General features: G+C 64.2%; 20 protein-coding genes. 8 read left to right on the forward strand and 12 right to left on the reverse strand.

Annotated elements, in window-relative coordinates; genetic code table 11:
* Positions 1 to 87 precede the first annotated feature (87 nt).
* A complete protein-coding gene (locus LQR33_RS17350; protein WP_166438247.1) occupies positions 88 to 711 on the forward strand; it encodes an FMN-binding negative transcriptional regulator in 624 nt (207 codons plus the stop codon).
* A 67-nt stretch (positions 712 to 778) separates the two neighbouring features.
* Here LQR33_RS17350 and LQR33_RS17355 read toward each other — a convergent pair whose 3' ends face one another.
* A complete protein-coding gene (locus LQR33_RS17355; protein ID WP_166438248.1) occupies positions 779 to 1,603 on the reverse strand; it encodes a hypothetical protein in 825 nt (274 codons plus the stop codon).
* A gap of 240 nt (positions 1,604 to 1,843) precedes the next feature.
* Here LQR33_RS17355 and LQR33_RS17360 point away from each other — a divergent pair, with 240 nt between their 5' ends.
* The 3 genes from LQR33_RS17360 to LQR33_RS17370 all read left to right on the forward strand — a co-directional run bounded on the left by LQR33_RS17360 (position 1,844) and on the right by LQR33_RS17370 (position 7,138).
* Positions 1,844 to 6,016: a PAS domain S-box protein gene (locus LQR33_RS17360; RefSeq protein ID WP_231178917.1), complete on the forward strand. Its 4,173-nt coding sequence runs from the start codon at positions 1,844 to 1,846 to the stop codon at positions 6,014 to 6,016.
* Positions 6,017 to 6,126: 110 nt separating this feature from the next.
* Positions 6,127 to 6,447: a GNAT family N-acetyltransferase gene (locus LQR33_RS17365; RefSeq protein WP_221668292.1), complete on the forward strand. Its 321-nt coding sequence runs from the start codon at positions 6,127 to 6,129 to the stop codon at positions 6,445 to 6,447.
* A gap of 190 nt (positions 6,448 to 6,637) precedes the next feature.
* Positions 6,638 to 7,138 (forward strand): GNAT family N-acetyltransferase, encoded by a 501-nt coding sequence (locus LQR33_RS17370; protein WP_221664752.1) that lies wholly within the window; start codon positions 6,638 to 6,640, stop codon positions 7,136 to 7,138.
* Position 7,139: 1 nt separating this feature from the next.
* Here LQR33_RS17370 and LQR33_RS17375 read toward each other — a convergent pair whose 3' ends face one another.
* Positions 7,140 to 7,805, reverse strand: a complete 666-nt coding sequence (locus LQR33_RS17375) for a DUF3313 domain-containing protein (RefSeq protein ID WP_231469873.1) — start codon at positions 7,803 to 7,805, stop codon at positions 7,140 to 7,142.
* Positions 7,806 to 8,012: 207 nt separating this feature from the next.
* A complete protein-coding gene (locus tag LQR33_RS17380; RefSeq protein ID WP_021477604.1) occupies positions 8,013 to 8,210 on the reverse strand; it encodes a hypothetical protein in 198 nt (65 codons plus the stop codon).
* A gap of 257 nt (positions 8,211 to 8,467) precedes the next feature.
* Between LQR33_RS17380 and LQR33_RS17385 the strand changes: the two genes are divergently transcribed.
* Entirely contained in the window at positions 8,468 to 9,190 is a 723-nt protein-coding gene (locus LQR33_RS17385) for a substrate-binding periplasmic protein (protein ID WP_221668293.1), read from the forward strand.
* A gap of 41 nt (positions 9,191 to 9,231) precedes the next feature.
* Here LQR33_RS17385 and LQR33_RS17390 read toward each other — a convergent pair whose 3' ends face one another.
* The 5 genes from LQR33_RS17390 to LQR33_RS17410 form a co-directional block, all read right to left on the reverse strand.
* Complete coding sequence (locus LQR33_RS17390) at positions 9,232 to 9,921, reverse strand: hypothetical protein (protein ID WP_221668294.1); 690 nt, start codon at positions 9,919 to 9,921, stop codon at positions 9,232 to 9,234.
* Positions 9,922 to 10,259: 338 nt separating this feature from the next.
* A complete protein-coding gene (locus LQR33_RS17395; RefSeq protein WP_221664749.1) occupies positions 10,260 to 10,868 on the reverse strand; it encodes a 3'-5' exonuclease in 609 nt (202 codons plus the stop codon).
* Positions 10,868 to 12,673, reverse strand: a complete 1,806-nt coding sequence (locus LQR33_RS17400) for a putative nucleotidyltransferase substrate binding domain-containing protein (protein WP_231469875.1) — start codon at positions 12,671 to 12,673, stop codon at positions 10,868 to 10,870. The genes LQR33_RS17395 and LQR33_RS17400 overlap by 1 nt, the downstream gene beginning before the upstream one ends.
* Positions 12,674 to 12,730: 57 nt before the next feature.
* Positions 12,731 to 13,513 (reverse strand): class II glutamine amidotransferase, encoded by a 783-nt coding sequence (locus LQR33_RS17405; protein WP_166438256.1) that lies wholly within the window; start codon positions 13,511 to 13,513, stop codon positions 12,731 to 12,733.
* Positions 13,514 to 13,747: 234 nt separating this feature from the next.
* Positions 13,748 to 14,677 carry a LysR family transcriptional regulator gene (locus LQR33_RS17410; protein WP_166438257.1) on the reverse strand — a complete coding sequence of 310 codons (930 nt, stop codon included), beginning with the start codon at positions 14,675 to 14,677 and terminating at the stop codon, positions 13,748 to 13,750.
* A 139-nt stretch (positions 14,678 to 14,816) separates the two neighbouring features.
* On the opposite strand from LQR33_RS17410, the gene LQR33_RS17415 reads away from it, so the two are divergent.
* Both LQR33_RS17415 and LQR33_RS17420 read left to right on the forward strand, forming a co-directional pair.
* Positions 14,817 to 15,677 carry an MBL fold metallo-hydrolase gene (locus tag LQR33_RS17415; protein ID WP_221668297.1) on the forward strand — a complete coding sequence of 287 codons (861 nt, stop codon included), beginning with the start codon at positions 14,817 to 14,819 and terminating at the stop codon, positions 15,675 to 15,677.
* A gap of 5 nt (positions 15,678 to 15,682) precedes the next feature.
* Positions 15,683 to 16,366: a DsbA family protein gene (locus tag LQR33_RS17420; RefSeq protein ID WP_231469877.1), complete on the forward strand. Its 684-nt coding sequence runs from the start codon at positions 15,683 to 15,685 to the stop codon at positions 16,364 to 16,366.
* Positions 16,367 to 16,427: 61 nt separating this feature from the next.
* Here the strand turns inward: LQR33_RS17420 and LQR33_RS17425 are convergent, their stop codons facing one another.
* Positions 16,428 to 17,930: a S41 family peptidase gene (locus LQR33_RS17425; protein ID WP_231469879.1), complete on the reverse strand. Its 1,503-nt coding sequence runs from the start codon at positions 17,928 to 17,930 to the stop codon at positions 16,428 to 16,430.
* Positions 17,931 to 18,134: 204 nt separating this feature from the next.
* Here LQR33_RS17425 and LQR33_RS17430 point away from each other — a divergent pair, with 204 nt between their 5' ends.
* Positions 18,135 to 19,448, forward strand: a complete 1,314-nt coding sequence (locus tag LQR33_RS17430) for a chitinase (RefSeq protein ID WP_231469881.1) — start codon at positions 18,135 to 18,137, stop codon at positions 19,446 to 19,448.
* Between the two features lie 22 nt (positions 19,449 to 19,470).
* Here the strand turns inward: LQR33_RS17430 and LQR33_RS17435 are convergent, their stop codons facing one another.
* From LQR33_RS17435 to LQR33_RS17445, 3 genes are all read right to left on the reverse strand, one after another.
* Complete coding sequence (locus LQR33_RS17435; RefSeq protein WP_231178908.1) at positions 19,471 to 20,199, reverse strand: peptidylprolyl isomerase; 729 nt, start codon at positions 20,197 to 20,199, stop codon at positions 19,471 to 19,473.
* A 177-nt stretch (positions 20,200 to 20,376) separates the two neighbouring features.
* Positions 20,377 to 21,159 (reverse strand): peptidylprolyl isomerase, encoded by a 783-nt coding sequence (locus LQR33_RS17440; RefSeq protein WP_166438261.1) that lies wholly within the window; start codon positions 21,157 to 21,159, stop codon positions 20,377 to 20,379.
* 28 nt (positions 21,160 to 21,187) lie between these two features.
* The gene (locus LQR33_RS17445; RefSeq protein ID WP_021477591.1) at positions 21,188 to 21,976 is read right to left on the reverse strand and encodes a peptidylprolyl isomerase; all 789 of its coding nucleotides are present in this window, start codon (positions 21,974 to 21,976) and stop codon (positions 21,188 to 21,190) included.
* Positions 21,977 to 21,982 lie beyond the last annotated feature (6 nt).

Genomic DNA, 21,982 nt, shown 5'->3' on the forward strand with positions numbered 1-21,982 from the left:
AATACTATTGTCATTGTATCGCGGCGGAAGCGCTTGCCGGGCGATGATGTCTGCTTGTAATGTCGTGATTTTTCCCGGGAGCCCATCATGTACCAGCCCAGCCATTTCGTCGAGGCCGATCCGGCCGTTCTGCTGAGCCTGATGCGGGCCCGGCCGCTGGCCACCGTGGCCATCAACGGCGAGGACGGCCCCCTGGCCAACCATCTGCCGCTGCTGGCGGTGGAAGAGGATGGCGCGCTGAAGCTGAGAGGCCATGTGGCGCGCGCCAATCCCATGTGGCGGCTACTGGAGGATGCGCCGCAGGCGCTGGCTGTATTTCAGGGCGACGATGCCTATATCAGTCCGTCCTGGTATCCGGCGAAGGCCGAGCATGGCAAGGTGGTCCCCACCTGGAACTACATGGTGGCGCATGCCAGGGGACGGCTGCGAGCGGTGGATGATCCGGTGTGGCTGCGTAGCCTGTTGGACCAGCTGACCCGCGCGCGCGAGGCTGGTTTCCCGCAGCCCTGGCAAGTGGCCGACGCGCCGGCCGACTATTTGGACAAGATGCTGCGGGCCATCGTCGGCATCGAGCTGACGGTGAGCCGGCTGGATGGCAAGTACAAGCTCAGCCAGAACCAGGACGGAGCGACTCGGCTGAGCGTGCGCGCGGGCCTGGCGGGCAGCGGCGATGAGCGCGCCAAGGCGCTGGCCGGCGAGATGCCCGGCTGAGCGGAATTGAGCGGAATCTCGATCGCGCGCGACTGCGCCGGCGCGCTTCGAGACGGCGCTTGCGGCCTTAGTGGCGGAAGCGGGCGAGCAGTTCGGCCAATTCCGGCGGCGCGGCCTCGCCGTCCTGCCTAAGCCGCAGCAGGAAGCTATCCAAGAAGCCGGATAGCAGCGCGGACGAGGTGACGGTGGCGCCGATGCGGGCATGGTCCCATTCCACCACCACGCCTTGCAGGTAGGCGGTGAGACGATTGCTGTCCTGCTGGAACGAGTGGTACAGGCTGATGGCCGGCGCGCCGCCCAACTGGTAAAAGGCCTGCAGCGTCGACTTGTCCAGCCGGCAGCGGCTGAGTATGTCGCGGCTGTCGAATTCCACGAACAAGGGCTGCGCCACTTGGTTGCGGCGGGTATTGCTGCTGTATGGCCGCGACACCACGCCTATCGCTGAATTCAGCTGGCCGGCGGGCCGGCCGTTGCTGACCGGATAGCCCAGCAACAGGGTGAAGGCGCTGGCCATCGGATCGGGCAGGGTGCCGTGGTCCAGCTCGAAGCAGTTTGCCACCGGGTGGCGCGCCAGCCAGTCGGCCGGCAGATGTATCGCCGCCAGGTCCAGGTGTTGCGGACTGGCGCAACGCAGTTGCAGCAGCGGCCATTGTTGCGCGCCGTTGCTGGCCACTACGTTCTGGCCGTGGTTGACGCAGGCGGCGGACAGCACAGCTTCGGATGTGACGATGAACTTCTCGCCCCGGTAGCTCAGCAGCAGGCCGCTGCCGAAGCAGGGGCCGGTGCGGCCGGCGCTTTTTTTCGGATGAAAAGCCACTACCATCGGGCTGAGAAACTGGTAGATGTGCTCCAGACACTGCAGGGGATCATCCAGATCGAACAAAAACTCCATCCCCGGTTACCTCTCGCGACAACGGTTCTTCGCTCAGCATAGTTCAGGCTAGGATGATTTGAATGCCTGTTTGTCTTGCCGCCGCGGCAGGGGGCAAGGCAAATGCTATACCTGTAAGGAACGAATCCAAACGAAACGGACGGCATGCCGTCCGTTTCGGCGTAAGTTCGACAAGACTCCGCCGGCATCGCGGCGCGGAGGACGACAGACCCGGCCGGCGCCGGGCTCAGGGGGCTCTCTATGGCAAGCAACGCGCGGACCAGATTCATTTTGCTGGCGGTGCCCAGTTACGCGCTGTTCGCGCTGGCCTGGATCTTTTTCTCCGACCAATTGCTGGCCGGGCTGGATATTTCCCGAGTGGTTTCCCTTTCCATCGCCAAGGGCATTTTCTTCGTTCTGGTGACCTCCGTTCTGCTGTTGCTGGCATTGCGGGCGGTGCCGTCCAGCGATAACGGCCTGCAACTGTTTTGGTTGGGTAGTCTGGCCAATGGTTTGCGGTCGGAGCGTTGGACTAATTGGCTTGCCTACCCGGTGGTGCTGGTGTTGCTAGGCGGCGCGTTGGCGCTGCGGCAGTTCTTAATGGGGCCGGAGCTGGGCGATCATCCGATGTTGATCCTGTTCATGCTTCCCATCATTCTGGGGGCCTGCATGGGGGGGCTTGGCCCCGGTCTGCTGGCCACCGTGTTGGCGGTGCTGGCCGTCGACCTGGTGGCCGAGCCCCATCTGCATGCCGCGCAAACACCGTGGCACAGCAAGCTGCAGCTGTTGTTTCTGATCTTGAATGGCTTGGCGGTGAGCCTGCTCAGCGAAATGCTGCGCTTGGCGCTGGAGCGGGGCGTCATGCACCGGGCGCTGCTGGACGCCGTGGTGACCAGCACCTCCGACGCGGTGTTCATCAAGGACGTTCATGGGCGCTACCTGCTGGTCAACCACGCGGCGCTGGCCTTCGTCGGCAAGTCCAGCCGCGAGGTGATAGGCAAGGACGATTGGGAGCTGTTCGACGAGGAAACCGCGAAGGAGTTGATCGTCCAGGATCGGCTGATCATGCAAAGCGGCCGGGTGCAGACCCACGAGGAGTACCTGGTGCTGCAAAATGGCGAGCGGATGGTGTTTCTGGTGACCAAGGGGCCGGTCTACAACAGCGCAGGGCAACTGGGCGGATTATTCGGCATCTCGCGCGACGTCACCCGGCAAAAGCAGTCCGAACAGCTATTGCGCGACAGCGAATCGATGTTGCAGCAGGCGCAGCAGTTGGCCGGCATCGGCAGCTGGAGCTGGGATTTGGCTGAAGACCGGCATTACTGGTCGCCTGAGGCCTATCGCCTGTTCGGCTTGGCCGAACGTTTCGGGCCGCCCGGTTATCCGGCGATGCGGCGATTTTTCAGCGACGAGGGCTGGGAGCAGCTGTCGGAGGCGATAGAACGCTGCAAGCTGGTGGGCATGGGATACGAGTGCGACGTGGAATTGCTGCGCGCGGATGGCGAAAGCCGCTGGCTGACGATGAGGGGAGAGGCGCGGCGCGGCGATGAGAACACCATTGTCGGGCTGTACGGCACCATGCAGGACATTACTGAACGCAAGCAGATGGCCATGCAGGTCAAGGCCAGTGAGTCCCGCCTGCAGCTGGTGGCCGAGGCTACCAGCGACGGCTTCTGGGATTGGGATCTGCGCAGCGGCAAGGTGTACCGTTCTTCCCGCTACTACGAGGTGACCGGCACCCAGCCGGAGGAAGACAGTGGCGATTTCCGCTTCTTCCGCCAGATGGTGCATCCGGCCGATTTGCCTTATGTGTTGCAGGCGATAGAAGCGCATCGCCGCGGCAAGAGCCCGAAGATAGAAATCGATTTTCGGCTGGCCAAGCAGGACGATGGCGTGCGCTGGCTTCAGGTGCGGGGCCGCGCGGTGGAGTGGGACGAGCGCGGGGCCGCGGTTCGGCTGGTCGGCAATCTGTCCGACATCACCGAACGCAAGCGCGCCGACGAGGACCTGAGGCTGGTGTTGAACGAAGCCGGCGACGCGATCTGGGTGACCGACGTCGACGGCTATTTCATCTTCGCCAATCCTGCCGGCTGCCGCCTGACCGGGCATAGCCTGGACGAGTTGCGCGACATGCACATCCATGATCTGGTGGCTCCCGAGTGTCTGGGCATGTTGGCCGAACATCTGGCCAAGATCAACAACGGCTCCTTTCTGCGTTTCGAGTGGAAGCTACGGCTGAAGAAGGGCGGCGCGGTCAGCGTGGACCTGACTTCAGGCAAGATGAAGGACGGCCGCTATATCGCCTTCGGCCGCGACCTCACAGAACAGCACCGCGCCGAACAGGAGCTGCGTGACCGCGAGCGCCAGCTGGCGCGGGTGATTGCCGGCTCCGACCAGGGCTTCTGGGACTGGAACCTGAAAACCAACCGCTTCCAGGTCAGTCCGCGCTGGGAAAGCATGCTCGGTTATGGTCCCGGCGAAATGCATATCACGGCGGACAACTGGTACGAGCATCTGCATCCCGACGACGTGGCTCTGGTCCGGGACTCCATCCAGCGCAATCTGCGCGGTGAACTGAACAGCCATGAGGTGGAAGTGCGCTGCCGGACCCGAGGCGGCGACTGGCGCTGGATCCTGTCGCGTGGCCGGGTGGTGGAGCGGAGCGAGCAGGGCGAGCCGCTGATGATGTCCGGCACCCATACCGACATCACCGAGCGCAAGGTGTTCGAACAGACGCAGAAGGAAGCTGCCGCGGTGTTCGACAGCAGCTATGAAGGCATTCTGATGGTGAATCCGGACGGCGTGATCACCAAAGTCAACAACGCCTTCTCCCGCATCACCGGCTACAGCGCCGAAGAGGCGATAGGGCAGAAGCCCAGCCTGCTGTCTTCCGGCAAGCAGCCGATCAGCTTCTACGAGGAGCTGTGGAACTCGGTCAAAGGCCACGATTTTTGGCGCGGCGAGCTGTGGAACCGCCGCAAGAACGGCGAGCTCTACGCCGAGCTGCTGTCGATTTCCGTGGTGCGCGACGAACAAGGGGAGGTGCAGCACTATATCGGCATTTTTTCCGACATCACCCAGCTCAAGCAGCACGAGGCCGAGCTGGACCGCGTCGCGCATTACGATCCGCTAACCGGGGTGCCCAACCGCCGCCTGCTGTCCGACCGGCTGCGGCAGGCCATCGTGCGCGCCAACCGCAGCGGCAAGTCCTGCGCGGTGTGTTTCTTGGATCTGGACGGCTTCAAGGGCGTCAACGACAAATACGGCCATGCGGTGGGAGACCAGTTGCTGGTGGCGGTCAGCAACAATCTCAAGGCCATCCTGCGCGGCGACGACACGCTGGCGCGGCTGGGGGGCGACGAGTTTGTGGTGCTGTTGTCGGAAGTGGGGGGGCCGGAGGAGTGCATGCTGGTGCTGGACCGGGTGCTGGCCACCGCGTCGCGGCCGATGCCGGTGGGAGACGCGGCGGTCAGCGTCACGGCAAGCATAGGCGTCAGCCTGTACCCGCAGGACAATGTCGATCCGGACACGCTGTTGCGCCACGCCGATCAGGCGATGTATTTGGCCAAGGACGCGGGCAAGAACCGCTACCAGCTGTTCGATCCGGAAAACGACCGCAAGGCGCAGGAGCATCGCCAGTTTCTCGAACTGCTGCGTCAGGCGCTGGTCCGCGACGAGTTCACGCTGTTCTACCAGCCGGTGGTGGACCTGCAAAGCGGCGAGATCATCAGCGTGGAATCGCTGATACGCTGGCGCCACCCCAGGCGTGGGCTGCTGGCGCCGGCGGAGTTCCTGCCGCACTTGTCCGGCAACGAGCTGGAGGCAGCCTTCGGCTTGTGGGTGCTGGATGCCGCGCTCAGTCAGGTGTCGCGATGGGCGGAGGCCGGCTTCCACGTCAATATCAGCACCAATGTCAGCACCAACTACCTGCTGCGAGCCGATTTCGGCCAGCAACTGTCCGCCGTGCTGGGGCGCTATCCCAACGTGCCGCCCTGGCATCTGGAGCTGGAGATCGTGGAGAGCGCGTCCGGCGATGTCGAGCAAACCATTCGAGTGCTGCAGCGCTGCCGCGAACTGGGCGTGCATTTCGCGCTGGACGATTTCGGCACCGGGCACGCCTCGCTGACCCATTTGCGCCAACTGCCGGTGGATACGCTGAAGATAGACAACAGTTTCGTGCACGACATGATAGATAGCCCGGACGACAGGCGCATCGTCGAGGGCGTGATCGAGCTAGCCTCCATTTTCGCCCGCAAGGCGATCGCCGAAGGCGTGGAGACGATGGAGCACGCCGCCTTGCTGCGCCGGCTTGGCTGTCGTTATGCCCAGGGTTTCGGCATCGCCAAGCCGATGGAGGCCGACAAGGTGATGGAGTGGTGCCGTCGATGGCAGCAAGACGAGACCTGGCAACAGTTGGCGGATCAGGCTTCCTGACGCCATTCTTCGCCGTCATGTGTTTGGCGGCGGCTGTTTTCTGCTAGATTGCCTTTTTCAGACACATTGGGCCCGCCGCGAGGCGGGCCTTGTCATTGGAGAATTCCGGCATGCATGAGCGCACCAACACAGGGCATCTGGTTGAAATAAGGCTCGCCGCCGGCGCGGATGCCAACGCGCTGGCGGCCCTATACCGCCAGTTGACCGGCGATGCGCGAACGCGGGTGTTGCCGGCGAGGCTGGACGCCTTGGCGGACGGCGCGCGGGCACAGGTGCTGGTGTGCGAATGCGGCGGCGAGCTGGCCGGCACCGCCTGGCTCGGTTTTTGCGAGGACATCATGTACGGTGAGCAGCCGTTCGCCGTGCTGGAGAACGTGGTGGTGGATGCGCGCTGGCGCGGCCGTGGGCTGGGCGCGATGCTGCTGCGATAGGCCGAACGGCGCAGTCTGGCGCGAGATTGCTCCAAAATCATGCTACTCAGCTCGATTGGCCGGGAGGATGCACACCGTTTTTTCTTGGGCGCCGGCTTCCGCGGCGACGCCAAGCGGGGATTCGTCAAGTATCGCAGCCAGATGGCGGAGTGAGTTGGGCTTAGTTGAGAACACGAGCCAAGGAAACAGGATGCGTATGCAAGAAAGAACGAGATCAGGCATGGCCAGGGAGGCGACGGGGGGGACGATCAGGCTGGAACGCCCGGATCAACCCGAAGTGCTGGCCTTGATAGACGAGCTGGACGCCTACCAGAAACCTTTGTACCCGCCAGAATGCCATTACGGAGTGGATGTGTCGGTCTTGTTAGCGCCGGAGGTGGCTTTCGCCGTGATTCGAGGGGAGGAGGGCGCGGCGCTGGGATGCGGCGCAGTATGGTGCGGAGCGGAGTTCGGCGAGCTCAAGCGGATATTCGTCAAGCCGGAATGCCGGGGCAAGGGAGCGGCGCGGGCCGTGCTGTCATTCCTGGAGGAGCAGGCGCGCGCCAGGGGCTGCGCGGTGGTGATGCTGGAGACGGGCATCCATCAGCATGAGGCGATCGCTTTGTATCAGCGCGCCGGCTACGATTTCTGCCCGCCTTTCGGCGATTACCGCGAAGACCCGCACAGCGTGTTCATGCGCAAGCCGCTGTGAGTCATGGGGCCTTGCCCAGATGGGCTGCCAGTTGGCGCGCGCTCTGGCGGCACCATTCGTCTATCAGCGGCTTGATCAGGTCCAGCGTCATCGGCTGTTCCTTGGTCTTGTTCTTTTCGTTCTGGCGCAGGTTGACGGTGCCGGCCAGCAGGCCGCCGTCCTGGGCATCCTCCAGTTGCGCCATGCTCGCGATCTTCAGCAGGTAGGGCTCTTTGCCGGTGGCCAGGCGCGCCAGATTGAACACGGCTTTCACCGGCAGTAGGTCGATGGCGTTGACGCCCGGCCTGTCCTGGCTCACGCCGGTGACGGCCACCCGCAACCGGGCGACGCCCGTCGCCGGCTGCAGCGCTTCCTCAACGCCGGCGGCTTTCAGTTCCGCCTGCATCCGGTCGTGGAAATAGCCGGCAATCGCGTTTTCCTCTCCCGCCTGCAGCAATTCCCAGCTGCCGTCATCCGCCTGCCGCAGGAACAGCAAGGGTTCCAGCAACACCGAATGGTAAGCCTTCAGATCCACGCCGGGTTTTTGGTACACGCGCTGGCCGGGCACCATCTTGCCGGGCTGGAAAGCATCCAGCGGCACGGTGAACAGGTTGTCGGCGTTGTCGGCCCAGGCGGGCAGACTCAGTCCAAGGACGCAGAATAGAGTTAGTGCGGACAGTCTCATCATCGTTTCCTCTGTTTTGGCTTCAGTACGGTGACATGCCGCAGACAGGATAGTTCGAAGCGGAGCGCTTGTCGCGCGGGAAGAGCCAGGGCCGCTCATAGCCGCTAACAAAACCTCGCAGAGAACCTGAGCCAAGGCGCGCCGACGCAGGCAGTGCCAATCGTGCGACAAGGAGGCGCAACGCAGGATCAGGGGTTTTGTTGGCGGGTCTTAACGGGCGAAGTAGGCGTACAGCGCCAGCATCAGGATGCAGGCCGCCACCATTAGATTGAGCAGGAGTTCCTCCTGCAGCGGTTCGAAATGCAGTTTGTCATGTGCGCTCAGGCGGGAGCCGTTGAGCTTGCGCAGCCAGTATTGCAGCAGATTGCGGGGACTGGGGCTGCCCGCGTCGGCATTACCGGGTTTCATGATCGAACGCCTTTTTGTTTGAGAGTGAACTTTACCGCATTTTACGCCGCTTTTATATGCGGGCAACATCTTTTGATGAATATTTTTCTTTCGTAAATGAATATTCAAATAGAAATAATGCCTTTGGAATTGATTGGTTAGGAGAGGCTGCATCGTGGAGGACGGCAGCTGGGCTACACTGACGAAAGTGGCCCGAGCGGAGGGCCGGAGCGCGCGGATGCGTTGCCGGACCGCCGCCGCGCAGGCAGGGAGAGACGATGAAACTGCGGCTTGTTTGGCTGGCTTTGGCCGTCGCTGCCGCAACTGCGGCCGCGGAGCCTGTGTTGTTCCATTCCTACACGCTCGCGGTGGAGCCGTGGGGCGTGGCCGACAGCGACCGGGGCGTCGGCCCGGATTTCGTCCGTTTCCTGGCGGCGCAGACCGGCGTGCCGATCAAGGCCGAGGTCAGGCCCTATCTGCGGGTGATAGACGGCATGCGCAGCGGAGCCAACGCGATCAATCTGGGCATCCCCACCGAGGAGAGGGAGCGTTACGGCATCCCCATCTGCGAGGTGGCGACGCTCAAGGTATCGTTGGTTTACCTGAAGGAGCCAGGGCGCGCGCATCCATCAGAGCGCAGCTTCGCCGGCCTCGCCGTCGGGGAGCTTAGAGGCAGCCACACGCTGGACGCCTTCGACCGCGCGGTGCCGCATGCCAGAGTGCTGCTGGGCGATATGGATCAAGGCGCGAAGATGCTGGCGGCGGGCAGGCTGGACGCCACTGTTTGCGTGCGGCCCGGTTGCGGTAATGTGCTGGATGAGGCGGGCCTGGCCGGAAAGGCTTTGGGAGAATGGCAGTTGGACGTGCAGCCGCTGAGGATTTACGTCTCGAAGTCCAGCGCGCTGGCGCGCGACGCGGATGCGATGGGCAGGTTGAAGCAGGCTTGCGAATCATTGGAAGGCCATCAGGAGATGCGTCGCCTGCTGGCCCCCTATCATTAAACGCGGCGGGGAGGGCAAGCCGTCCCCGCCAGGCGTCCATTTCAGACCGACATCGACATCAACAGGCTGCTGATGTCGTTGCTGCCGGCATTCGCCTGGTACAGGCTCAGGGCTGCTTGCAACTGCTGGACGTTGTTGGCCGCGCTGGCGGAGCCAGTAGTTGCCGAGGATTGGGATTGGCTGCCGTTGGCGGCGTTCAGCAGGCTTTGCAGGCCGCTGTCGTTTTGTTGCTCGCCGCCGCCATGATGGTGGTGATGGCGGTGCTGGCCGCTGGCTTGCTGGGTGCCATCAGCTTGCAGGCCCTGCTGCAGTTGCTGGAAATCCTGCTGCGCCTGGCTCAGATTGCCGGACTGCAGGTCCTGGCCCAGCGTGTTCAGCAAGGAGGAGATGGAACTCCCGGCGCTGCTCGCGCCGCTGCTGGTTTGGCTGCCGTTCACCGCGGCGAACGGATCGGTCGAGCTGGAGCTGGAGGGCGAGGTGGAGGGCGAGGTGGAGGACGCCGCGCTGATGGCGTTGTTCAGCGCGGAACTGAAGTCGCCGCCGCTGTTGCCGCCATTGCTGTTGTTCGAGCCGTTCAACTGCTGCAGCGCGGCCAGAGCCTGCTGCGCGCCGGCGATGTCGCCTTGCTGGACCGACTGGGTCAGGCTGTTGAAATCCTGACGGCGCTGCTGGCGCTGCGCCTGCATCTGTTGCCAATAGGCGTTCGAGGTATTGGTACTGCTGACGGACATGATGCTTCTCCTTGAGAACGATGTTGCCGGGCAGCGCTTCACGGATCCGCTGCTGTCCTTGGCGGCAGCCGGTCGGAGCGTGGACTCCCGTCCGGCCGGCAATTGTTGCCGCCTTGCCGTTCAATGTTTGCCGTTGTCGTCGCGGAAATGGCTGTTTTTCTGATTTTCCAATCGAAAACAATGGTTTGGCGTGGGTTGGTTCAGCAATAGGCGTGCCAGATTGCCGTCATCGAGCGGGGGAGATGTTTACAGATGTTGCGGCATCGGCGCTGCTGGAAAAAACCGCGGAGGATCTGAGCGCCGCCGTACCGATTCGGTTCTGGCTTGGTCGGCGGTTCTCAGCCGAAGCCGCGCTTGCGCAGGGCCTGGTACAGCATCGCGGCGCTCAGCGCGTCATTGAGCGCGTCGTGGCGGGGCAAGTCCGGCACGCCCAGCTCTCGGTGCAGCGCGTCCAGGCTGAGGTCGATGTGGGAGTCCGGATGCTGGCGGAAGCGGTAGTCGTAATAGCGGGCGGATAGTTCGATCTGCCGTTGCGGCAGGCCAATGCCCAGCCAGGGCTTCACGTATTTGTTGAGCACGGCGACGTCGTATTCCAGGTAGTAACCCAGCAGCGGCCGTCCGCCGGTGAAGGCCAGCAGCCTGAGAATCGCCTCGCGCGGAGACAGGGCGTCGGCCAGGTCGCGGCGGCGCAGGCCGTGCACGGCGATATTGCCGGCGCTGGGAATATTTTCCGGTTTGACCAGCAGGTACAGCGCCTCGCTGTGCAGAATGCGGTTGCCGCGCAGTTTGACCGCGCCTATCGACAGCAGTTCGGCCTCGGCCGCGTTCAAACTGGTGGTCTCGCAGTCCAGGCTGACCATCTCGTCCGCAGGCTCGTCGAACAGCAGGCTCCAGGCCGGATCGCGCAGCCGCGCGCGTTGCCAGCGCCGCCGCAGCCGCTCCAGCATCAGAAACTCCCCAGCCGGTAATGGTGGCGCAGCTGGGTCTTGAAGCGCTTCGCCACCGCCAGCGCGTCCTTGAGCAGATCGCGCTCCAGCGTGGACAGGGCCTCCGGCTCGATCAGATTGTCTGGGCTCTCGCCGGCGTCCAGCCGCCGCAGGCCGCGTTCAAGCCGCAGCTGGGACAGGAAGGCCAGCGCCTCCAGGATGTCGTCGGCGAGCCCGGCCTCCAGCTTGCCCGCCGCCGCCAGCAAGCTGGCGCGCGCCGCGCTGGAGGCGGCGTCGATGCCGTTTTCCAGCGCCAGCGCGCGCAGGCCGTGGACCAGGGGAAAGATGCCGCCTTTTTTCAGGTCCAGCAGCTCACGGCCGCCGCTTTCCCGCGTGCGCAGCCGCGAGAAAGGCCCGAGCGGGGTGTCGAATTGATCGATGGCGCGGGCGAAGCGGGAAAAGAAGCCGGCGTCGTCCTGCAGCCGCGCGCGCATGTAGCCGCGGCAATCCGCAAGCAAGGCCTCGTCGCCGCATACGGATTCGGCGTCGCAGAAAATGGCCAGTTGCAGCATGCTTTCGCCGTCGGGGCGGGTCAGCCAATGGTGGATGCGGTCGCGCATGTCGCTGAGGGACAGGCGCCAATGCGGATTGCTGACCATCACGCCGCCGGGACAGGGCGGGTAGCCGAAGCGGGCGAGCGCGGCGGAGAACGCCTCGCAGCAGGCTGGGGCCTCCGGGAAATCTTCTCCATTCGGCAGCAGCAGCGCGTTGTCCTGATCGGTCTTCAGTATCTGCTCGCCGCGGCCTTCCGACCCCATCACCAGCAGGCAGCTGTTTTCCGCCAGCCTCGCCGGCGCGATCATGCGCCAGGCGCGGGCGAACAGCCGGGCGTTCAGCGCCTGCACCAGCCGGCCCAACTGGGGAGGGCGCACGCCATGGCCTGACAGGATGCGGATCAGCCGGTCGATCTGTCCGGCGATGTTGGCCAGTTCGTCCAGATCGGCGGCGCGGTCCAGCCGCTGGGCGATCAGGTGGGAATGATTGGAGAAATAGGACAGTACGTCCACCTGGGCCAGAATGCCGACCGCCTGGCCGTTTTCGGTCACCACCAGCCGGCGCAGATTGCGCTGCGTCATCAGCAGCAGGGCGTTGAACAGGAAGTCGTCCCTGTCGATGCACAACAGCTGGTAACTGCTGTGGCGGCCCACCGGCTCGCCACTGTCCACGCCTTCCAAAATGACGTCGCGGCAGTCGGTGGTGGTGAAAATGCCCAGCCTTTCGCCGTCGCGGACCAGCACCGACTTGCTGCGCTGTTCCTTCATCGCGCGCGCGGCGTCGCGGATGCTGGCGGCGGCGTCGACGAAAACCGGCTGGCGGCAGCCGGCGTCGCGCACGGTGGCGGAGAGCAGGGTCTGGAGTTCGCGGCTGCCGGCGCGCTGGGCGAGCAGGCCCATTTTTTCCGCGACGCTGGCGTAGAAATAGGCGCCGAAGCGCGGGTTGCTGTCGGTCAGCTCCAGCACCGCGTCGCGGGGCAGGGCCAGCAGCAGGGTTTCCTCCTCGGCGACGAAGCTGTTGGCCGCGCGTCCGGCCACCAGCGAGCGGGCGTCGAAGACGTCGTGGATGCGGTAGCGGCCCAGCGTTTCATCGCCGGCAAGCTCGGCCGCCACGCCTTTGATCACCATGTACAGCGCGTCCATCGGCTGATCCGGGCCGACGATCTGGGCGTCGTCGGGAAAGTAGACGATGTCGGCGCGGGCTTCCAGCGCGTCGCGTTCCGCGGGCGCGAGGGTATCGAATGGCGGGTGATTGAGATCGAAGCGGCTCATGGCGTGTCCGTGCTGCGGGTGGTTCCCTTCAGCATAACGCCTATCGCCGCTCCGGTGTCAGCCGGCCGGTTTGTGGATCAGGCGCGGCGCCCCGTCGCGGAACAGGATCAGCTCGCCGGGCGACAGCGGGGTCCAGCGCTCGTTGTCGGTCAGCGGCTGGGTGGCGATCATCGCCACCTGGTCGCGCGGGGTGGTGACGGTGGCGAAGTCCACGCTGACGTCGTCGTCCACCAGGTGGGCGGTGTTGAACGGCGCGCGGCGGATGATGTAATGCAGATGGGTGGAGCAGTGGACGAACAGCGACTGGCCGTTGCTCAGCATGAAGTTGAACACGCCGCTGGCGCTGATTTCCGCGGCCAGCCTCGCCACTTCCTCGAACAGCGCGCTTTCCTCCGGAGGCTCCGCCCATTTGACGCGCAGCTTTTCCATCAGATGGCAGAACGCGCGCTCGGAATCGGTGGTGCCCACCGGACGGTAGTGCTCGCCGGGGCTGGGGTTGAAGCTTTCCAGGTTGCCGTTATGGGCGAAGATCCAGTACTGGCCCCACATCTCGCGCATGAAGGGATGGGTGTTGGCCAGGTTGATCTCGCCCTGAGTGGCTTTGCGGATGTGGGCGATGACGTTTTCGGACTTGATCGGGTAGCGGCGCACCAGATCGGCCACCGGCGACTCCACCGACGGTTTGTCGTCGAGGAAGACGCGGCAGCCCTTGTTTTCGAAGAAGGCGATGCCCCAGCCGTCGGCATGGTGGTCGGTGAGGCCTCCGCGGCGGTGGAAGCCTTCGAAGGAAAACAGGATATCGGTCGGGGTATTGCAATTCATGCCCAGCAGCTGGCACATCGGCTTGATTCCACTTCTTGAAACGGTTTGCGCGGCTCCGGCCTGGCTGCCGGGATGGTCTTGTAGTTGAGCTTAGGCGATCTTGCGGCTGCAGGCAATCGCCCTGCGACAGCCGATAGCAAAAGTTATGCAGGCATGACTGATCGATATAAGCGTGGAGGTCGAGGGGCGCTGCGGAGTTCTGCGTCAGGAACACAGGGCATGGGTTTGCAATGCCTGGTAGCGGATCGCCGTTCAAGCGGTGCGCCCGGCCAGCGCCGAGGGGATGTCCCATGGCGGCAGCGGCCCACCCAAGCGGTCCACCAGAAAGTCCAGCAGGCTGCGCAGCGCCAGTGGCAGCAGCCGTCGCGACGGGTAGAGCGCGTGTATGCCGAGGACGATCGGCTGCCATTCAGGCAGCAGCGCCACCAGCTCGCCGCGGCTGACGTGGTGAGCGGCCAGGTAGCTGGGCTGCATCGCGATGCCGGCGCCGGCCACCGCCGCGCTCAATAGCGCGCTGGCTTCGTTGCCGCTGATATTGCCGGCCACCCGCACCTTGCGTTCTTCGCCGCCGCGGTTCAGTTTCCACTCGCTGCGGCCGAAGTTGCTGTAGCTGAGGCAGCGGTGCCGCTCTAGGTCTTCCGGACTCAGCGGCGCGCCGTGCCGGGCCAGGTAGGATGGCGCGGCCACCAGCAAGGAACGGCAGTCGCACAGTCGCCTTCCCACCAGGCCCGGATCCGGTTCGTTGGTAATGCGGATGGCGAGGTCTATTCTTTCTTCAATTAGGTTGACGGCGCGATCGCCCAGCTGCAGATCTACCCGCAGCTGGGGATGGCGCTCGCCGAACTCCGCCACCGCGCCGCCCAGCACCGCCAGTCCGAACGAGGTGCTGGCCGCCACGCGGAGCAGTCCGCGCACCTGGCCGTCGCGCTGGCCGGCATCCGCGCGCACTTCGTCGGCGAGCTCCAACATCTGCCGGCAGCGGGCGAGGCAGGCTAGGCCGGCGTCGGTGAGGGTGACTTTGCGGGTGGAGCGCTGCAGCAGGCGGACGCCCAGCCATTGCTCCAGCTCCTCGACATAGCGGGTGACCATCGGACGGGACATGTCCAGCTTGTCGCCGGCGGCGGTGAAGCTGCCCAGCTGGGCGACTTCGGCGAACACTTGCATGGCGGTGAGGCGGTCCATTTATTTGCACGATTTAAGAAACAATAATGTGCAGTTTAGCCGATTTATTGGATCGTTTCTTGCGCTTATAGTGTGCAACATCACTGAAACGCAGTTCAACCCGCCGGCGGGCGCCGGCATTAGACCAAGGAGTCACCTTATGATCCGCCAAACCCTGATCGCCGCCGCTCTGACCGCCGCCGGTTTCGCCCATGCAGGCGACCTGAAACTGTCGGTGTACAACGCCGACGGCAACAGCTTCAATGTTTCTTCCGTGCTGGTCACCGGCGACAAGGACGCCGTGCTGATCGATACCGGCTTCACCCGCGCCGACGCCTACCGCATCGCCGCCAAGGTGCTGGACAGCGGCAAGAACCTGAAGACCATCTACGTGAGCCAGGCCGATCCGGACTACTACTTCGGCGCTTCGGTGCTGAAGCAGATCTTCCCCAAGGCCGAGCTGGTGGCCGCGCCGGAAGTGCTGGCCCACATCAAGGGCAATGTGAAGGGCAAAGTAGCGTTCTGGGGCCCGAAGATGGGCGCCAACGCGCCGCAGGCCAAGCCGCTGCTGCCGACCGCGCTGAAGACTGACAAGATCATGCTGGAAGGCAAGGCGCTGGAGCTGCGCGACACCAAGGGCGTGATGGCGCACCGCGGCTATATGTGGATTCCGTCCATCCGCGCCATCGTCGGCAATGTCGGCATCTACTCCGGCATGCATGTCTGGACCGCAGACACCCAAAACGACGCCGAGCGCAAGGGCTGGTACAAGCAGCTGGACGACATGGAAGCGCTGAAGCCGGAAGTGGTGGTGCCGGGCCACATGATCGCCGGCGACAAGATGGACGTGTCCGCCATCCGCTACACCCGCGACTATCTGAAGACCTTTGAAGCCAAGAATGCCGAAACCCGCAATAGCGGCGAGCTGATCGAGGCGATGAAGCAGGCCTATCCGAAGGCGGCCGAAGTCTCCACTCTGGAGCTGGGCGCCAAGGTGCGCAAGGGCGAGATGAAGTGGTAACGGGCATGAAACTGCATTACTTCTACGACCCGCTGTGCGGTTGGTGCTACGGCGCCTCCCCGCTGCTGCAAGCGGTGGCCGCCTTGCCCGGCGTGAGCGTGGAAATGCACGCCGGCGGCATGATAGACGAAGAGGAGGGCCGCACGATCACGCCGGACTGGCGCGCTTACGTGATGCCGCACGACAAGCGCATCGCCCAGATGAGCGGGCAGCCTTTCGGCGACGCTTACTACGATGGCCTGCTGAATGACATCGGCGCGCCGCTGGCCTCCAACCCGCCGATCGCCGCGGTGCTGGCGGCGGACGCCTTGGGCATCGCGCCGCTGGCGATGCTGGCCCGCATCCAGCGCGCCCACTATCAGGAAGGCCGGCGCATCGCTGAATTCGCGGTGTTGAGCGAATTGGCGGTCGAGCTGGGCGCGGACGCCGGCGTTTTCCTGGCGGCCTGGCAGCAGGCTCGCGTGGAGGCGGAAAAGCATATCGACGACACCCGCCGCCAGATGGGCCGGCTGGGATTGCGAGGCTTTCCGTCGGTGGTGCTGGAGCAGGACGGCAAGCTGGAGCGGCTGGAGTTGTCCGGCTGGCTGGGCAAGCCGGCCGAACTGGCCGCCGCGCTGGCGGAGCGCCTGCCCAAGCCGGATGCCGCAGGCGACGACGCTTTGTTCTGCACGCCGGATAGTTGCCGCTGAGTTGTTTTCATCCCATCAAACCGCCGTTCCATTCGGAGCGGCGGTTTTTTTGCGCATGCGCTTATTCAAGATGGGAGGCCAGATCGGCGGCGATCGCCATCAGCGTCTTGCGCGCCAAGGCTCGCTTGCTTTCCCCGGGCGCGGCGCTGACCGGGAGGTCCGGGGCGATGCCGGCGACTTCGTCGCTGCCGTCGGCGCGCAGCCTGACGCAATCGGGAATGCGAAAACGCAGGCCGGAATGGGGCAGGGTCAAGGGCTGGGCCTTGCCCATGAAGCCGCAGCCGTCGCCGCCGGTGCGTTGCCCCACTGTTTTGGCCAATCGATTGTCCCGGCTGACGGCGGCGAACATCTCGGCGGCGGAATAGGTCTGGCCATCGGTCAGCAGGTAGACCGGTCCCTGCCAGGCCCCTTGGCTGCCGAAGGCTAGCGCAGGCCAGAACAGCGCTTCGGACACGATTTTCGAATATCGGCCCGGTTCCAGGCGGTCGAGCGCGCCGGATGCGTAGCCGATCTGGACCAGCCGGCTGCGCGCGGCGCCGGGGTCGAAGGCGCGCCGCTCGCGCCAAACCCAGCTCATGTCGACCGGCGGCGTTTGCCGCAGTTTCGACGCTTGAGCGCGGAAAGCGTCGAGAAACGGTTGCAAGGCGGCTTTATCCGCCGCCGTGGCTTCGGGCGGCAGGCCGGCGCTCAAACTTTCTATCCATTCCCGCAAATAGGCTTCTCCCTGCGGCGAGCGCGCCAGCCATAAGGGCGCGGAGCGGACCGGGCCATTGCCGAGCAGGCGGGACATCGCGTCGCCGCTGTCGTTGCCGCCGGAATTGCCGCCGATATCGACGATCAGCGCGCGGGCGCCGGCCGCGCGCAGCTCACGCAAGCGCAGGGCGGTTTCGCGATACCAGGCGCGCATGGTGTCGGTGAACAGCTTATCGGTGTCGACACGGCCATCCCGCGCCAGCATCGCGTTCCAGGCCTGCTGGCACAGCTGGGGATAGTTGTTGGGATTGAAGGATGGAATGCGCAGCAGGGCGAGTGTGCCGCCAGATCCCAGATCGGCGGCGCCGCTTCTCATCGGGCGCGCCAGCCCGTCGGCGGTCAAGGTCACGCCGGGCAGGGATTCGAAGGGCAGGGAGAAGGAGACGGCGCCGCGACTGGCATAGCCCAGCGAGGCGCAGCCATCAAGAGCGTTGTCATGCGACAGATCGCGTGCCGGCGGTTCCGCGCCGGATGCCGGAGTTTCGATCGCAGTGTTGAGCAGGGAGAAATGGCCGTCGCGAAAGCCGCTTTGGAAATCCAGGATCGCCTGTTTGGCTTCCGCATCGTTGCGGGCCCGTGTTAGGGCAGCCTGGGCCTGCCGGTCCAGGCGGGGGAGGTCCGCGCCGCTGCCGGGGGAGGCCATCCAGGCGAGGTGCGAATAGCGTTTTTCCAGTTCCAGCTTCAACAAGCGGTAGTCTTCCAGCCACCCTTGGCGGTTGAAGCCGGTTTCGGCGCTTGCCGTGGATGGTGTGAAGGAGAGGGCCCCCAGCAGCAGGATGAGGGCAAGTCGGATGGCGAAAATTGGCGGCATGGGCGGAGCGCGCGAAGCAAACGGCTATCCTATACGCTGGATTTTGAAATGCCAATGTCGTTTTTGTGCGATCTATAGCCTGTGCTAATGAAATTTATGATCGGCATTGATATTTATTTTGGATTTATTTCTTGAAAGAAATTGTCTACGACATACCATTAAATACCAATCTGATACCAATTAATCGCACAGAGGAGACGGCAGATGCGTAGATTGACAGGCAGGGCGATTGCAATGGCTTTGTTGCTGGCCATCGGCCAGAGCGCGTGGGCGGCTTGCCCGGGCTGGACCGAGGGCGCCAGTTACAAGGCCGGCGACGTGGTCAGCTACAACAACGCCAACTACACCGCGCTGGTGGCGCATACGGCTTATGTCGGCGCCAACTGGAATCCGGCGGCCTCGCCGACGCTGTGGTCGGCCGGCGGCAGCTGCTCCGGCGGCGATCCCACCCCGCCGACGCCGCCGAATCCGCCTACGCCGCCCAGCCCGCCGCCGGGCAACACCGTGCCGTTCGCCAAGCATGCCTTGGTGGGTTACTGGCACAACTTCGCCAATCCGAGCGGCAGCGCTTTCCCCTTGGCCCAGGTCAGCGCGGATTGGGATGTGATCGTGGTCGCTTTCGCCGACGACGCCGGCAACGGCAATGTCAGCTTTACCTTGGACCCGGGGGCAGGCAGCGCCGCGCAGTTCGTTCAGGACATTCGCGCTCAGCAGGCCAAAGGCAAGAAGGTGGTGTTGTCGCTGGGCGGGCAGAACGGCTCGGTGACGCTGAACAACGCCACCCAGGTGCAGAACTTCGTCAACAGCCTGTACGGCATCATCACGCAATACGGCTTTGACGGTATCGATCTGGATCTGGAAAGCGGCAGCGGCATCGTCGTCGGCGCGCCTGTGGTCAGCAATCTGGTCAGCGCGGTGAAGCAACTGAAGGCCAAGGTCGGGCCGAACTTCTATCTGTCGATGGCGCCGGAGCATCCCTATGTGCAGGGCGGCTTCGTCGCCTATGGCGGCAACTGGGGCGCTTACTTGCCCATTATCGATGGCCTGCGCGACGATCTTTCCGTGATCCACGTCCAGTACTACAACAATGGCGGCTTATACACGCCATACTCCACCGGCGCGTTGGCCGAGGGGTCGACCGATATGCTGGTCGGCGGCAGCAAGATGCTGATCGAGGGCTTCCCGCTCGGCAACGGCGCGTCTGGCAGCTTCAAGGGCCTGCGGCCGGACCAGGTGGCCTTCGGCGTGCCGTCGGGGCGCAGTTCGGCCAATTCCGGTTTCGTCACGCCGGACACCGTGGCCAAGGCATTGAGCTGCCTGACCGCGCTGCAGGGCTGCGGCGGCGTGCTGCCGGCGCAGGCCTATCCGACCTTCCGCGGCGCGATGACCTGGTCGATCAACTGGGACCGCCATGACGGCTACAACTTCTCCAAGCCGGTGGCGGCCAGCTTGCGCCAGTTGCCTGCCGCGGCAGCGAGCAAGAAAAAAGCCGTCCGCGCGACGCGGACGGCTTGGTAGGGCGTGGCTGGATGGCCGTCGCTTAGGCGGCGGTCATCTGGTAACCGCTGATCTGCGCGCCGGATACCAGCATGTTCAGATACTCGTGCATCGCCTGGTTGAAGGCCATGTCGGTCAGGTAGTGCTGCAGGCGTTCCTTGACTTCGTCGAAGCCGATCTTGCCGCCGTCGGCGCGCTCGTTCACCTGAATGATGTGGTAGCCGAACTGGGTTTCCACCAGGTGCGGAGTGATCTGGCCGGCTTCGGTGCTGAACACGGCTTGTTCGAATTCCGGCACCATCTGGCCGCGGCCGAATTGGCCGAGGCTGCCGCCTTGCTTGCCGGACGGGCAGGTGGAGTGTTCCTGCGCCAGCGCGGCGAAGCGCGACGGGCTGGCTTGCACTTCCGCCAGGATGCCTTCGGCTTTTGCCTTGATCAGATTGGCTTCCAGGCCTTCGCCCTTGGGCAGCAGGATGTGGCTGGCGACGGCGCTTTCGCCGGCGGAGAAGCGCTCCGGATAGCGCTCGTAGAATTCGCGGCAGCTGGCTTCGTCGATCGGCTGCACTTCCAGTTTCTGGTCCAGCAGGGCCTGGATGGCTTGCTGCTCGTCGGCGACGTCCAGGCCTTCGCTCTTGGCCTGTTGCACCAGCAGGGTGTGCAGGACCAGTTGTTGGATCGCGGTATCGCGCGGGCTGGGGGTGTCCGCGTAGTGTTCCAGTTGCGAGGCGATCATGTCTTCGCTGATTTCGACGCCATTGACGATGATGGTCATGTGATTTTCCTGTGCGGGAGCGGCCATGTCATGGCGTTTCCAATGGGGCTGCCGGCGGCAGCGGTGACAAGGGCAGGGCGGGCCTGCTTCGGTTGAGCGCGAAGGTAAGCGCGGCGGCGGGCGCTGTCAAGCAAAACGGGGACGGCATGCCGTCCCCGTAACGCGCGCTGCGCAGGCTTACTGTTGGATCTGGGCCTTGGCCTTCAGATCGGCGACGTACTTCTCGATGCGGCCGCCCATCACGCGCTGGGTCAGCTGCGGACGGATTTCCTCGAGCTGCGGCACGTTGCGCTGGGTGCGCACGTCATCCAGCTTGATCACGTGCCAGCCGTACTCGGTCTTCACCGGCTTGGCGGTCACTTCGCCCTTGGCGAGCTTGCTCATCGCCTCGGAGAACGGCGCGACGAAGGTGCCGGCTTCCTGCCAGCCCAGATCGCCGCCATTGGCCTTGCTGCCCGGGTCCTGCGATTTTTCCTTGGCCAGCTTGTCGAAGGACTTGCCCTTCTTCAGCGCGTCGATGACGGACTTGGCTTCAGCCTCGCTCTTCACCAGGATGTGGCGGGCGTGGAACTGCTTGGTTTCCGGAACCGAGGCCACCAGCTTGTCGTATTCGGCCTTCAGGTCGGCGTCGCTGACCGGATTGGCTTTTTCGTAGTCCTTGATCAGGCGGTTGGCCAGCGCCATCGATTGCATGTTTTGCAGTTCGGCGGTGAATTCCGGCGACTTGTCCAGCCCCTTCTTCACGGCTTCCTGGCGCAGCACTTCGGCGGTGACCAGCTGGTCCTTGATCTGGTCGCGGGCCTGCGGGTTCACGCTTTGGCCCTGGGCTTCCATCATTTTGGCCACGGCGTCGACGCGGGCGTCGGAGATTTGCTGGCCGTTGACAGTCGGGCCGGCCACGGCGATGGCGCTGCCGGCGAAGGCGGCGACCAGAGCGGTTTGCAGCAAGATTTTACGCATGTTGTTCTATTTCCCGGATGAGGTGGGTTTACTGGATTTTGCTCTTGGCGCGCAGATCTTCCACGGCCTTGGCAATGGCTTCTTCCTGCAATTGGCGGGCGATCTGCGGCTTGACTGCGTCCAGCGGCGGAATCTGGGCGTTGCGGACGTCCGTTACCTTGAACACGTGCCAGCCCAGTTGCGACTGGTAAGGCGCGCCGCTGACTTGGCCCTTGGGAATAGCCTTCAGCGCTTCGGCCAGCTTGGGCTCCATGCGGGACAGATTGCCCCAGTTCATGTCGCCGCCGCTTTGCTTGGCGTTGGGATCGATGGAGCGGGTCTTGACCAGCTCTTCGAATTTGGCGCCCTTCTTCAACTGGGCGATGGCCTTCTGCGCGTCGGCTTCGCTGCCGAGCGTGATCTGGTAGGCGTGGACTTCCTTGCTGCCGGAGACCTGTGCCGCCATCTCGTCGTAGCGGGCCTTGATCTGGGCATCGCCGACGTTGGCTTTTTCGGCGATGTCGGCGAACAGAGAATCGCGCAGCAATTCCGCGCGCGCCTCGTCCATGCGCTTGACGAAGGCGGGCTGCTTGTCCAGGCCGCGGCGGGTGGCTTCCTGGAGGATCAGTTGGCGGCTGACCAGCGAATTCTTCAACTGCTCGCGCAGTTCGGGGCTGTCCTGCACCTTGCCGCCATTGCTTTGCACGACATTGGCGACCGCGGCGTCCAGTTCGGACTTGTCGATGGAAACGCCGTTGACCACGGCGATCGACTCCGCGGCGACCGGCAGGCTGATCGAGGCTGCCAGCGTCAGGGCGGCGATACGGGAGAGTTTCATATTGTC

This window comes from Chromobacterium piscinae (genome assembly GCF_021129175.1).
Classification (GTDB): Bacteria; Pseudomonadota; Gammaproteobacteria; order Burkholderiales; family Chromobacteriaceae; genus Chromobacterium; species Chromobacterium piscinae.